Annotated in this window: 14 protein-coding genes; 10 read left to right on the top strand and 4 right to left on the bottom strand. The window is 66.5% G+C overall.

The window, feature by feature from the left end:
- The first annotated feature begins 34 nt into the window (after positions 1 to 34).
- The 5 genes from A6F68_RS13655 to A6F68_RS13635 all read left to right on the top strand — a co-directional run bounded on the left by A6F68_RS13655 (position 35) and on the right by A6F68_RS13635 (position 3,238).
- The gene (locus A6F68_RS13655) at positions 35 to 379 is read left to right on the top strand and encodes an HPF/RaiA family ribosome-associated protein (protein ID WP_067681275.1); all 345 of its coding nucleotides are present in this window, start codon (positions 35 to 37) and stop codon (positions 377 to 379) included.
- Positions 379 to 954 (top strand): hypothetical protein, encoded by a 576-nt coding sequence (locus tag A6F68_RS13650; protein WP_157096752.1) that lies wholly within the window; start codon positions 379 to 381, stop codon positions 952 to 954. Before A6F68_RS13655 ends, A6F68_RS13650 begins: the two co-directional genes overlap by 1 nt.
- A gap of 282 nt (positions 955 to 1,236) precedes the next feature.
- Positions 1,237 to 2,196: a sulfotransferase domain-containing protein gene (locus A6F68_RS13645; protein WP_067681269.1), complete on the top strand. Its 960-nt coding sequence runs from the start codon at positions 1,237 to 1,239 to the stop codon at positions 2,194 to 2,196.
- Between the two features lie 18 nt (positions 2,197 to 2,214).
- On the top strand, positions 2,215 to 2,544 hold the full coding sequence (locus A6F68_RS13640) for a hypothetical protein (protein ID WP_067681266.1): 330 nt from the start codon (positions 2,215 to 2,217) through the stop codon (positions 2,542 to 2,544).
- Between the two features lie 73 nt (positions 2,545 to 2,617).
- Positions 2,618 to 3,238, top strand: a complete 621-nt coding sequence (locus A6F68_RS13635; RefSeq protein WP_084001846.1) for a dioxygenase family protein — start codon at positions 2,618 to 2,620, stop codon at positions 3,236 to 3,238.
- A gap of 8 nt (positions 3,239 to 3,246) precedes the next feature.
- On the opposite strand, the gene A6F68_RS13630 is transcribed toward A6F68_RS13635, so the two are convergent.
- Entirely contained in the window at positions 3,247 to 3,711 is a 465-nt protein-coding gene (locus A6F68_RS13630; protein ID WP_067681263.1) for a hypothetical protein, read from the bottom strand.
- A gap of 110 nt (positions 3,712 to 3,821) precedes the next feature.
- Between A6F68_RS13630 and A6F68_RS13625 the strand changes: the two genes are divergently transcribed.
- On the top strand, positions 3,822 to 4,262 hold the full coding sequence (locus A6F68_RS13625; protein WP_067682723.1) for a COG3650 family protein: 441 nt from the start codon (positions 3,822 to 3,824) through the stop codon (positions 4,260 to 4,262).
- A 245-nt stretch (positions 4,263 to 4,507) separates the two neighbouring features.
- Here the strand turns inward: A6F68_RS13625 and ygfZ are convergent, their stop codons facing one another.
- The gene (ygfZ, locus tag A6F68_RS13620; RefSeq protein WP_067681260.1) at positions 4,508 to 5,236 is read right to left on the bottom strand and encodes a CAF17-like 4Fe-4S cluster assembly/insertion protein YgfZ; all 729 of its coding nucleotides are present in this window, start codon (positions 5,234 to 5,236) and stop codon (positions 4,508 to 4,510) included.
- Positions 5,237 to 5,275: 39 nt separating this feature from the next.
- On the opposite strand from ygfZ, the gene pyrC reads away from it, so the two are divergent.
- Complete coding sequence (gene pyrC, locus A6F68_RS13615) at positions 5,276 to 6,313, top strand: dihydroorotase (RefSeq protein WP_067681258.1); 1,038 nt, start codon at positions 5,276 to 5,278, stop codon at positions 6,311 to 6,313.
- Here the strand turns inward: pyrC and rarD are convergent.
- A complete protein-coding gene (gene rarD / locus A6F68_RS13610; protein ID WP_067681255.1) occupies positions 6,291 to 7,184 on the bottom strand; it encodes an EamA family transporter RarD in 894 nt (297 codons plus the stop codon). The two genes, pyrC and rarD, sit on opposite strands and share 23 nt — an antisense overlap.
- 202 nt (positions 7,185 to 7,386) lie before the next feature.
- On the opposite strand from rarD, the gene A6F68_RS13605 reads away from it, so the two are divergent.
- On the top strand, positions 7,387 to 7,863 hold the full coding sequence (locus A6F68_RS13605) for a glycine zipper 2TM domain-containing protein (protein WP_067681252.1): 477 nt from the start codon (positions 7,387 to 7,389) through the stop codon (positions 7,861 to 7,863).
- 140 nt (positions 7,864 to 8,003) lie between these two features.
- Positions 8,004 to 8,702 carry a hypothetical protein gene (locus A6F68_RS13600; RefSeq protein WP_067681249.1) on the top strand — a complete coding sequence of 233 codons (699 nt, stop codon included), beginning with the start codon at positions 8,004 to 8,006 and terminating at the stop codon, positions 8,700 to 8,702.
- Here the strand turns inward: A6F68_RS13600 and astD are convergent.
- On the bottom strand, positions 8,699 to 10,144 hold the full coding sequence (gene astD, locus A6F68_RS13595) for a succinylglutamate-semialdehyde dehydrogenase (RefSeq protein ID WP_067681246.1): 1,446 nt from the start codon (positions 10,142 to 10,144) through the stop codon (positions 8,699 to 8,701). The genes A6F68_RS13600 and astD overlap by 4 nt on opposite strands.
- 330 nt (positions 10,145 to 10,474) lie before the next feature.
- On the opposite strand from astD, the gene A6F68_RS13590 reads away from it, so the two are divergent.
- The gene (locus A6F68_RS13590; protein WP_198152618.1) at positions 10,475 to 12,970 is read left to right on the top strand and encodes a YadA-like family protein; all 2,496 of its coding nucleotides are present in this window, start codon (positions 10,475 to 10,477) and stop codon (positions 12,968 to 12,970) included.
- The last annotated feature ends 9 nt before the right edge of the window (positions 12,971 to 12,979 follow it).

The raw sequence follows: 12,979 nt of genomic DNA, 5'->3' as shown, positions 1-12,979 counted from the left end.
CGTTGATATCACGACACCCCGAAGGAGATACCCAATGCAGGTCCAGTTCAATTCCGACAGCAGCGTCATGGGCACCGAGAACGTCGCGACGAGGATCGAGGAGGCGGTGCGGGCCAAGCTGGCGCGGTTCGAGGATCGGCTGACCCGGCTGGAAATCCACGTCCGCGACGAGAACGGGCCCAAGCACGGCGGGGACGACAAGTCCTGCACGATCGAGGCGCGTCCGGCGGGCGGCCGGGCGATCGGCGTCACCGAACACGCCGCCACCGTCGACGATGCCGCGAGGCTGGCCGCGGCCACGCTCGCCCAGCGGCTCGACCGCCACTTCGGCAAGTCGGAGCGCCACGGCCACGACCCGCGGCCCGAAAAGGTCGGGTAATGGCTTCGCGCTTTGCCTCCATGACCCGCGCCTATCCGCTCGTTGCCCTTGTCGCGCTCACGCTCGCCGCCTGTTCGCAAGAGGCGGCCCCGCCTTCGGACGACGCAACGTCTGAGCCGTCACCCGCCGCCGTGCCGACGCCCGGACAGTCGATGCCCGCGACCGACGCCGGGAAGACCTTCCCGGCGGGAACCTGGGAAATGGCCTCCAGCGGGGAAGGGGACGGACTGTTCTTCGGCGTGACCGAGGGTGAACCGGCCCGCATCCACCTGTTCTGCCCGTCCGGCGGCGCCTTGCTGGTCAATGGCAACAGCTTCCGCCCGATCGGCAGCGAGGAGCGCATGAGCTTCGGATCGGGGGCCACCGTCGTCACGCTCGTCGCCGACCCGGCGGGCGATCCCGACCGCGGCGGGGTGAGCGGCGAGTGGACAAGCGGCGGGCCAGTGCCCGCGAACCTCGGAGCGATCCTGACCGGCGCAGAGGGCGTCTCGGTGAGCTATGGCGCTCAAGCCATCGCGCTCCCCCCGGTGCCCGCCGCCACCGCAGAGCTCTTCGTGACCGGCTGCACCGATTAGGCGTATGCAAAGTAACCGACACCCTTGAGGCACTGACAACTTAAAGGCCTTTCCTACAGTCCATCCTTCGTGCCCTAAGCTCTCCCATGGCCACCGTCGTTCCCGCTTCGCGACCTGTAGGTCGGCATCCTCCCGGCGAGAGCTGCTGCTCCCGGCCCGGAGTTTTCGCCCTGGACTGTGTGACAGGTGTGACACGACCCCTCTCGTGCCCCGCCGTTTGGCGATCCGGCGGCTCCGCGCTAGGCTCTCCGAAGGGTCGCCCGGGAGGGGAGGGCGAAGACGATGGCTCCGCAAGCGAAACTCGCGCGGCCGGCAACGCGGCGGGTGCACAGCCGGGCCTCGCTCAGCAGCGCGTGGGACGATTTCCCGATGCGGCCGGACGACATCGTGATCTCGACCTATCCCAAGTGCGGAACCACCTGGACGCAGCGGATTGTCGGGATGCTCGTCTTCGGCAGCGCTGCACCCTTTCCCATCCAGGAAAGCTCGCCGTGGCCGGATTTCCGGCTGCCGCCGCCCGGCGCGATGCGGGAACTTGCGGAGAGCCAGACGCACCGGCGCTTCCTCAAGTCGCACCTGCCGTTCGATGCCCTGCCGTTTTATGAAGGGGTGAAATACATCCACGTCGCCCGCGACGGGCGCGACGCGGCGATGAGTTTCTTTCACCACAAGTCGAACTACACGCCCGAAGTGGTCGCGCGCTGGATCGAGATCAGCAACGAGGACCCCAAGTTCGGCGATGGCGACAGCTTCGACTTCTCCCCGCAGGACCCGGTCGCGCACTTTGCGGACTGGGTCGATGGGCCGGAGGACGAACGCGGCGATCCGGGTGGAGGATACTTCGCCATGGAGAACAGCTTCTGGGCCGCACGGCACGAGCCCAATGTCCTCCTGGTCCATTTCAATGACCTGAAGGCCGACCTCGAAGGCGAGATGCGGCGCATTGCCGATTTTCTCGATATTGCGTTGCCCGAAGATGTGTGGCCCGAAATCGTCGCGGCGGCGGATTTCCCCGCGATGCGGGCCGCTTCGTCGCAGCTGATGCCCACAGCTGCCGGCGTGTTCAAAGGAGGCGGCCAGACTTTCCTCAACAAAGGTACCAACAAACGGTGGCAGGGGGTTGTTCGCCCCGAGGATCTGGAGCGATACGAGGCGAAGGTCAGGGCAGAGTTCTCGCCCGAACTGGCTGTATGGTGCGAACACGGGCGCCTCGCGACGCGTGATCCGCGAGACGTGATCTAGAACGGGAGAGATTTGGGCATGGCGCTATGGAACATCGTCCTCTGGGCTGCGGCGGGCTTCAACCTGCTGATCGGCGCGGGCGCCATGCTGCAGAAGGGCGCGAGCCGTGAGGGGCGCATGGTCGGCCTGCTCGTGTTGGCCTTCGGGGTTGTCTACGCATTCGTCGCGCTGGAGCCGGCGCGGCACCTCCCGATGCTTTGGGCGGGTGTGCTCGGCAAGGCGGGGGCAATCGCGATCATGCTGCCGGCGGTCGCCCGGGGCGAGGCACCGAAAGCGCTCGGCTGGATTCTCGCGGGAGACGCTCTCTTCGTCGGTTTCTTCCTGATGATGCTCCTGCGCATGGCATGAGCAAGGGCGGTGGACTCGCCGCAATCGCAAGGATAGCTTTCCGGCCGGGTCGCCCGAACGGGGAGAGGTGACCATGGTCGACAGGTTGATTTCACGCAGGACGTTTGCGGTCGGAACCGTAGCCGGTGCCGTGATGGGTACGCGGGCGCTTGCCCAGACCATGACCGCGACATCGGACATGGGCCCGTTTTTCCCGGTATCCTATCGCGGCGAAACCGACGCCGACCTGACCCGGGTCGACGGTGGTTCGGGCCGCGCGAAGGGCCAAGTGATCGAGGTGATGGGCCGCGTGCTCGACCGCTTCGGCAAGCCGATCCCCGGCGCGAAGCTGGACATCTGGCAGGCGAACGCGGCGGGCCGCTACGCCCATCCACAGGATCCTGCGATTATGCCCCTCGACCCCAATTTTCAGGGCTTCGCCTCGATCCACACCGGCACGGACGGGAGCTGGAAGATGCTAACCGTGAAGCCGGGAAGCTATGCCAGCCCGATCGGCGAACGCCCGCCGCACATCCACATGGATGTCGTCGGCCGCGACTACCGGGGGGTCTATCAGATGTACTTTCCGGAGGACGAAGAAGCGAACAAGCGCGACTCGCTCTACAAGACTCTCGGAGACGGCGCGCCGAGTTCGATCGCACGCGGCCTCGGCGATCATCGTTACGGGTGGGATATCGTCCTGTTCGAAGGGTAGCCGCCGTTTTAGCCCTGCTCCGTCAGCGCCGCCGCCACGTCGATCGTGCGCGAATGCCCGACCGCGGCAGGTGCCGAAACGTCGAGCGGCTCGACAGGGGCTTCGATCGGCTCCGCGTCGATGACCGCCATTTCGGGGTTCGCCGACGGGGAATGCTCTTCCTCGAACAGCGGCTCGGCCGGCGGCGAATAGGCGGCCTCGCGCCAGGCAAACCTCTGTTGCGCGTAGAGGCCCCGCGTCGACAATTCACCCACCTCGAATCGGCCCGCAGGCGTAACGATGGCGTACTGATCGGGAAGTGCAGCTTGCGGCTGTCCACTGTCGGCCGGGTCGAACGCGATGGTCTGCTGCGGCAGCATGTCCATGCCGATGCCGCCGTTCTGGATGGGCGTTGTGTTCGTCGTAGCGCCGCCGACCGCTCCTGCGATCGACGCAAGGACGCACGCGCCCAAAAACAAGGGCGTTGCCTTCATGGCATTTGCTCCGAAAATGCGTAAACTGGTTTGACCCGACAATGCGCAAGGTCTCGGTTATGTTCCGGACGCCGCCGGAACCCCGCTGCAGCTCGAACGTCCGTAGCTCTATGAATGCAACCGCGCTCGCCCTTCCCTTTCTGGCTCTGATGACCGCGTGCAGCGGCGGCGGATCCAGCGATGGTCTTCCCGGCAATCCCGATGACAAGGCACCCTTCTCCGCGATCGGGGAGAGCGAGACGGTGCGGTTTACGGGGACAGAGCCATTCTGGGGCGGTCAGGTAGCCGGAACCGCCTTGACCTACAGCACGCCCGAGCAGCCCGATGGTACGGACATCGCGGTGACCCGGTTTGCCGGACGCGGCGGAGTCTCATGGACGGGCATGCATGGAGGCGCCCGCTTCGCGCTCGCGGTTACACCGGGGGACTGCTCCGACGGAATGAGCGACCGCACGTATCCGTATGTCGCCACACTGGAAGTGGCGGGAGAACTCCGCAGCGGCTGCGCCTGGACCGAGGACTCGCCCTTTACCGGCTCCCAAGCTTCCTGACCGTTCACGGTTCGTCGCATGGCAGCCGCTGCCCATCCCGTAATGCCGACCCCTGCGGGTTTGCATTACAGGAGGTTAGGCCGTTGCTGAACGCCCGATAAACGGAACCGCGTCCGTAGCCGACCCGTTTTGGTGGTGAACGGCCAGATAGCCTCGAGCGCTGACGTTCACCTTACTCGCGAGGTCGCAAGCGAGAGGGGCGGCTCCTCCGGCCATTGCGCCGATGAGGAGTCGCCCCGATCTCCTCACTGTTCCAGGTGAAGCCAGGTTGGGAGACGTGCAGGCTCGATCGACTCGACGCGGAGATGGTCCACCGCGAGATCGAGGTGCGGGTAAGCGACGCGCTGTCGCTGGGGATCGGACGATGCGATCGGAACGACCAGAAGACGGCGATTGACCTTTGCGCGCCAGTTCATGCGGGCCGTGTTTTCCTGCCCCACATAGCAACCCTTGGTGAAGCTCACCCCGTTGAGCTCTGCCGCGTTGGTCTCGAGCCAGAGAACGTCGCCCATCTCGGCCCGGCCTTCCGGCACCCCGAGCCGCAGCCGGTGCGCGCGCCAGGCCTCATCGGCTGGCGCGTCGGCCGGATCGGAGGGCGCGAGCCACCGCTCGCCAAGCGCGCCAAGGCGCGGATCGGCGGCTGCGCCATCGCCCGGGTGCGGCGCCCAATGCACCCCGACCCCGTCGTCCCGCGCGATCGCGAGCTTGCGCCGTAGACGATAGAGCGACAGCCGCTTGACGAGTTCGTCCGCCGTGGCCGCTTCGCAGTCCAGAAGGAGTTCGCCGGGGGCGCCGGGCCAGACGATGAGGTCGAACATTGTCTTGCCCTGCGCGGTCAGCAGCGCGGCATAGGCGGGAAGCGGACCCGTGACGTCGTTGGTCAGCAGACCCTGCAGGAAGCCGGCGGCATCTTCGCCTTCGGCTTCGGGAGATACGCGGACGACGGCACGATCGAACAGGCGAGTGGCGGGCATGACTGGCAGATAGGGACGCCCGCGCCTAAGGGGAAGCCGATGACCGAATCCCTCACCATCCGCCGCCCCGACGACTGGCACGTGCACTTGCGCGACGATGCCATGCTGCAAGGCGTGGTGGCCCACACGGCCCGCCAGTTCGCGCGGGCGATCGTGATGCCGAACCTGTCGCCGCCGGTGACCACGAGCGCGTCGGCGGCAGCGTATCGGGACCGCATCCGCGCGGCCGTGCCCGATGGTATCGCATTCGAGCCGCTGATGACCGCCTACCTGACCGACGCGACCGATCCGGACGACCTCGTCCGCGGCAAGGACGAGGGCGTGCTGACCGCGGCCAAGCTTTACCCCGCGAACGCGACGACGAATTCCGCGCATGGCGTGACCGAGATCGCCAATCTCGCACCGGTGCTTGCCGCGATGGAAAAGGCCGGCCTTGTGTTGTGCGTGCACGGCGAGGTGACGACGAGCGACATCGACGTGTTCGACCGCGAGGCGGTGTTCATCGAGCGCCACCTGTCGTGGATCGTCCGGCAGTTCCCCGGTCTCAAGGTCGTGCTCGAACACATCACGACGGGCGAGGGCGTGGACTTCGTGGCGAGTGCCGGGCCCAACGTCGCCGGCACTATCACGCCGCAGCACCTGCACATCAACCGCAACGCCATGTTCGTCGGCGGCATCCGGCCGCACGCCTACTGCCTGCCGGTCGCCAAGCGCGAGACGCACCGGCTGGCGCTGCGCAAGGCTGCGACTTCGGGATCGGGCAAGTTCTTCCTCGGTACGGACAGCGCGCCCCATGCCAGGGACGCAAAGGAGAGCGCCTGCGGCTGCGCGGGCATCTTCAATGCGCCCTTCGCGCTCGAGAGCTATGTGCAGGTGTTCGAGGAAGAAGGTGCGCTCGACCGCTTCGAGCAATTCGCCTCGCTCGCCGGCCCCGCGTTTTACGGCCTGCCGGTCAACTCCGGGACCGTGACGCTCGAGCGCGGCCCTGTCGCGGTGCCCGATACGATCGATGCGCAGGGGACCCCGGTCGTCCCGTTCCACGCCGGTGAAACGCTCAACTGGCGGCTGCGCGCCTAGACCACAGGTCCCAGACGAAGACGCCGACGGCCATCCAGATCAGGACGAAAGAACCGAGCTCTATGGCGGTCAGCGGCTCGTCGAACACGGTCAGGCCCAGGACGAACACAATCGTCGGGGCAAGGAACTGAATGAAGCCCAGCAGCGAGTAGTCCATCCTGCGCGCCGCCTCCGCAAACAGCCAGAGCGGGATCGCTGTCACGACTCCGCCGACCACGATCGCCAGGCTGAGGCCGATATCCTGGCCGAAGGCGGACCCGGCCGGACTGGCGGCATACCAGGCGACGATCCCGAGCGCAGGCAGGATGAGGATTAGCGTTTCGACCGTAAGTCCGGGGAGTGCGCCGACCGCAACGCGCTTGCGCACCAGACCGTAGGTGCCGAACGACAGCGCCAGCGTCAGGCTGATCCACAGCGTCGTGAGCGCGCCGCCCAGCAGCAGCGCCACCCCGGCGGCGGCGAGCGCGACCGCTATCCACTGCCGGCGGGAAAGCCGTTCTCCGAGGATGAGGGTCCCCAGCAGCACGTTGACGAGCGGATTGATGTAATAGCCCAGGCTGGCGGCCAGGACTTCTCCCGCCTGGATCGCCCAGATGTAGACCAGCCAGTTCAAGCCGATGAGCACCGCGCTGACAGCGAGCCACAAGCGGGCGCCCGGATCTTTGAGTGCGGAAGCGATCTCTCCCAGCTGGCTGCGAAACGCGGCGATCGCCAGGCAAAGCGGAACAGTCCAGACGATCCGCCAGGCGACGAATTCCACGGGCGGAACGCTCGCTACGAGAATCAGGTAAAGCGGGAGGAAGCCCCAGATGAGGTATGCGCCGAGCGCCTGGGGAAGCCCATTGGGCCGCGTGCTCGGCGTCTCGTTCATCTTCGGCGGGCGTTAGGCCGCGGGGAGGCATTCGACAAGGTGCGAGAAACTGCGCTTTTTCGAGCAACACGGCCCGCGTCGAAAAATTTTTGAACCTGAAAGCGCCGTTGCCGATCGTTCAGCTTTGGGTCCCTATTTATGAACGGGACAGATGGGGTCGCACTCAGCCTCTCGGTCGCGAGAGACATGGAAGGAAATACCGATGCACAAGAGCCCGCTCAAGACCGCCGCACTGGTGCTGGCCGTGCCGGGTCTGGCGCTCGCCGCCCCGGCTGCCGCTGCGCCTCCCGCGCACAGCGCCGCCTACGAAAACAGCGCCGTCTGGGGCGATCACGCCGCCCAGCACAAGCGCAAGCATCATCGCAAGCACGACCGCCACGATCGTTACGACAGTCGTTACGACGGACGGTATTACGGAAACGGCTATGGCTACCAGCAGACCTATTACGGCGAGCCGGTCTACGCCAACACCCGCGTGTGGCGCGGCGAGGACAGCCGTTACTACTGCCGCAAGTCCAACGGCACGACCGGTCTGCTGATCGGTGCCGCGGGCGGAGCGCTGCTCGGCCGCGAGATTGCCGGCCGCTACGGCGACCGCACGCTCGGCGCCATCCTCGGTGCCGCCGGCGGCGCGCTGCTGGGCCGCGAGATCGCCCAGAGCGGAGCGCGCTGCCGCTAAGCTAGCACTTTCGAACTTCGCGGTCGTGCCCACCCGCGGCCGCAAGCGCGCACCCCCCTCGGGGTCGCGGAAGGCGTCCTGCGCTTCGGCGTAGGGCGCCTTCTTCTTTTGTACTGCCTGCTGCGCTAGAACCACGGCGCATGGTTCGCACGGTCATAGCTCTTCCGTTTCTCGCGCTGCTTGCGGCGTGCAGCCCGGGCCCCGGTCCCGAAGAGGTGCCGCCCCGGGATCCGCAAGTCGCGCAGGCACTCGACGATCCGCTGATGACCGATCCCGACCTTTCCGCGCGCAACGAACGCGCCGCTGCGCTCACGGTCGAAAGCGACGGCTCGCTGCCGCTCCTGCCCGCAACGCCGGAGGCGATAGCCGCAGCCCGTCTCGAGGCCGCCGCGCTGGTGGGCGGAGCGGACAAGCTGGTTCCGCTCGGCGATCCGCAGGCGACGGGTCGCGAACTGAAGCGACGTGCCGGTCCGGCCGATCAACTCGCCGCGCTCGTCGGAGGCGAGGCATGCCGCGACGAACTCCAGGTCTCGGCGATCTGGGCCGCGCGTCTGCCCGTGGCGATGCCGATGTATCCGCGCGGAGCGACGCAGTCGGCCGCAGGATCGAATGCCAAAGGATGCGACGTGCGGGTCGTGTCTTTCACAACCCCCGTGCCGCTCGCCGAGGTGATGGCGTTCTATGCCGTCAGGGCCAGGTCGCTCGGCACCGGGCCGCTTTTTCTGCGCGCGGGAGAAGACCTGCAGCTTCGTGGGAGCGGAGACGGACTTGTCTATGACGTGCGGGCCCGCAGCGAGGGGGACCACACCTTCGTCCGCCTGACGACGCTCGCGCGCTAGTCTCCGATCGGGCGGCGAGCCTTGCGGCGTTCTTCCCTGAAGCCCGCTCCCAAGCTGGCGCGCGGCTGGTCCATCTCGGTGCTGGCAACGGGGTAGGCGCAGTAGTCGGCGGCATAGAAGGCGGAAGGGCGATGGTTGCCCGACAGGCCGAGCCCGCCGAACGGCGCCTTGCTGCTCGCCCCGCTGGTCGGCCGGTTCCAGTTGACGATCCCGGCGCGGATGTTCGCCCAGAACCTGTTGTAGTCCTGCGGGCTGCCACCCACGAGCGAGGCCGACAGGCCGAAACGGGTGTTGTTCGCTTCTGCGATCGCCTGGTCGAGGTCGTCCACCTTGATGACCTGGAGGAGAGGTCCGAACAGTTCGACGTCGGGCCGGTCTTTCATCGCGGTCACGTCGATGATACCGGGGCCGAGGAATGGGAGTTTCTCGTCCTGGCGCAGCATGTGCTTGATCGCCTTCCCGCCGTTCGACAGCAGGTAGATGAAGCTTTCCGACAGTTGGTCCGCCGCCCGGTTGTCGATGACCGGGCCCATGAACGGTGCGGGATCGGCAAACGGTTCTCCGACGATGATCCGATCGGCGAGGTTCTTCACCTCCGAGACCAGCGCGTCGTACATGCTGGCCTTGACGATCAGTCGGCGGGCCGCGGTGCAACGCTGGCCGGCGGTGGTAAAGGCGCTCTGGACGACGAGGATCGCGGCGTCGGCGACCTTGGGGGTGTCCACCACGACGATCGGGTTGTTGCCGCCCATCTCGAGCGCAACGATCTTACCGGGATTGGTCGCAAGCCTTTTGTTGATCGCGATGCCTGCCTGCGCGCTGCCGGTGAACAGCACGCCGTCGATGTCGCGGTGCGCCACAAGGGCCTGACCCTCTGCCACGGCTCCCTGCAGGCACTGCACCACGGCGGCGGAAATCCCCGCGCGATGAAAGCAGCCGGTGAGGAACTCGCCGACGGCCGGGGTCTTCTCGCTCGGCTTGAAGACGACGGTGTTGCCGGCGATCAGCGCGGGGACGATGTGTCCGTTGGGCAGGTGAGCCGGGAAATTGTAGGGCCCGAGGACCGCGAGAACCCCGTGCGGCTTGTGGCGCACCGCGGCGGTTCCCTGGAGCGCGCTGTCGAGCCTCTTCTGCCCGGTCCGCTCTGCATAGGCCGTCACCGAAATATCGACCTTGGCGATGACGGATTCGACTTCGGTGCGCGCTTCCCAAAGCGGCTTTCCGGTCTCGCGCGCGATCAGCTCGGCAAGCTTGTCGTGCTCCTTGCGTACCTCGTTGGCGAAGCGGCGGACCAGTTCGACGCGCGTGGCGAGCGGTTTCGCCGCCCATTCGGGCCAGGCCCGGCGCGCGCGATCGACCGCTGCATCGACGTCGCCAGCCCTGCCGCGCCATAGCTCCCTGCCGGTCGCGGGCTCGTATGAGATCAGTTCGCCGGGCGACACGGAAGGCTTTCGGTTGGAATGGGAGGGACTGGGCGATCGGTTGGCAAGTTATCCGCAGTTTAGCGTATGGATTACCGCTGTCCAATTTCCCGAGATGGTGAAGATTGCGTTTCGCGCAAAAATCGTTCTTATCCGTATGGATTGCAGGAAATATGGAGTTGTCTTTGTGGGGCAAATTGGTGCATCAGTGGCGCCATCCAAGATCGGAGACCACTTTCATGCAAGGTGAGTCGACCGGCTAAAATGGGTTGCGCACACAAATTCCGGCGGAAGCCGGTCAGTTATCTGCGTTCGACGGATCGTCGTCGCACAACATGGGGTACATTCGTCATGAATATCAAATTCTCCCGCCTTGCGGCGCTCGGCCTTACCGCTTCGGCTAGCGTTATGGCATTCGTCACAGTGACTGCGCCCGTGTCGGTTGCCGCCGAAGAGTGCTTGCTCGATACGACGGATGACGGCATCGTGTCGCAAGCCCCCTTTTACCCGGTTCCTGACACCGATGGCGGCGCGATCAGCGCGCTCGGATCGCTTGCTTGCGGAACGGGCGCTAATGCGACGGGCCCCTCGGCTACTGCCGTTGGAACCAACACGACAGCGACCGGCATCGAGAGCGTCGCGGTCGGTTCGGAAGCTTTTGCGAATGCGGCCGGCGCTATTGCAATCGGCGCGGAAGCGGACGCTTTGAACGAATCCGCAATCGCACTTGGCAACGAAACTACGGCGAGCGGATTCCATTCGGTGGCTATCGGTGAACTCGCCACCGCCGTTGGCCAATCGAGCATTGCCTTGGGCGACACCACCAATGCCGGCGGCCCTTTTGCCATCGCTATCGGTAATGAGGCAAGCGCGACAGATTTCGGCTCGCTCGCCAATGGTTCGTTCGCTGTTTCGCAAGGCGTCGTTTCCTCAGCGACTGGTTGGGGCTCCTTTGCCGACGGGTTCGGTTCCAGCGCTTACGGTTTTGCTTCGGCTGCCATCGGTGAGAACTCGGTCGCGGTCGGTATGTTCTCGTCGGCCACCGCCCAGAGCGCCATAGCTGTCGGTCTGTCGGCGCAAGCCACGGCCGAGCGCAGCGTCGCTGTGGGCGACAGTGCTGTCGCCAACAATACCTTCGCCACCGCGACCGGCTATATTTCGGAAGCCAGCGGCCGCGGAGCGAGCGCGTATGGCGCCAATGCCGTTGCCAGCGCCGACCAGGCCTCGGCCTTCGGCAACGGCGCCCACGCCACGGCGCAGGGTTCGGTAGCGGTCGGGCGTTTGGCTTTCGCAACGGCCGAAGGGGCGGTCGCCGTCGGTGACGCCGCAACGGCCACCGGGACTCAGGCGGTCGCGGTGGGTGAAGCCGCAGAGGCGAGCGGCGTATTCTCGACCGCCACCGGCTACATCGCTGCCGCCACCGGCCGCGGCGCATCGGCCTATGGTGCTGCCGCCCAGGCGACCGGTTTCCAGTCGACCGCGGTGGGCAACAACGCTCGTGCCACGGCCGACCAGGCGACTGCCACCGGCACTCTGGCCGAAGCCAGCGGCATTAACTCGACGGCGAATGGGTACATCGCGGCAGCGACCGCCCAAGGCTCATCGGCCTATGGTGCTGCCGCGCAGGCGCTCGGCTTCCAGTCGACCGCGCTCGGCAACAATGCTCGCGCCACTGGTGCGCAGGCCACCTCGACCGGTACGCTGGCCGAGGCGACCGGCGCCAACTCGACCGCAAACGGCTATATCGCCGCTGCGACTGCGCAGGGCTCGTCGGCCTTCGGTGCCGCCGCGCAGGCGCTCGGCTTCCAGTCGACCGCCGTCGGCAACAACGCGCGCGCCACGGCCGAGCAGTCGACTGCGACCGGCACTCTGGCGACCGCGACTGGCGTGTTCTCGACCGCCAATGGCTATATCGCGAATGCGGAAGGTCGTGGTTCGTCGGCTTACGGTGCGAACGCTAATGCCATCGGTGACCAATCCGTCGCGGTGGGTAACGCATCGCGTGCGGGGGCCCAGTCGGTTGCCGTCGGACGCATCGCTTCGGCGAATGCCCTGACCGCCGTGGCGATCGGTAACGACGCCCAGGCGAACCAGGAAGACGCCGTCGCGATCGGTGACCTGACCCGTGCCGGCTTCCACTCGACCGCCATTGGCGGCGAGGTGACCGCGCTCGGGACGGGTGCCACCGCGATCGGTTGGCAGACGACCGCCTCGGGCAACCAGTCGGTGGCCGTCGGTCGTCAGGCGACTGCCTCGGCGCTCCAGTCGACCGCCGTCGGCCAGTCGGCCACCGCGGCGTTCGCCGGATCGACCGCGGTCGGCTTCGGTGCCACGACCACGCGCACCAACCAGGTCGTCCTGGGTGGCGCGGGTTCGTCGGTGACGGTTGGCTCGCTCGCTTCGAGCACCGCTGCGCAGACCGGGACCGATCGGTTCATTACGACGGTCGACGCATCGGGCACGCTGGGCCAGGGCGTAAACGTAAACACCCTCGCCACCGTCTCGCAGCTCAATGCCGCGAACGCCGCAACTGCGACCAACACGGCCAACATCGCGACACTGCAGCAGCTGACCGCCGGTCAGCAGGCGCAGATCACCTCGCTCTTCGGCGGCCTCGACAAGGCTTACGAAGGCGTGGCGATGGGTCTGGCGATGGAGTCGCCGTCGCTTCCCGCCGGGACCAACTTCGGTCTCTCGGGCGGCATCGGCTACTTCGAGAAGAACGCTGCCGGTACGCTCGCCTTCGCGGCGCGCGTCGGCGAGAACGCGTCCATCTCGGCCGGTCTCGGCGTCGGCTTCGACAGCGGCGAAGTCGGTGCACGCGGTGGCTTCCAGGTTGCCTGGTAAGTCGCTACA

This window comes from Tsuneonella dongtanensis (assembly GCF_001698205.1).
Classification (GTDB): Bacteria; Pseudomonadota; Alphaproteobacteria; order Sphingomonadales; family Sphingomonadaceae; genus Tsuneonella; species Tsuneonella dongtanensis.
Note: the sequence above shows the minus strand (reverse complement) of the source record. Positions and strands in the feature narration are given on the sequence as shown.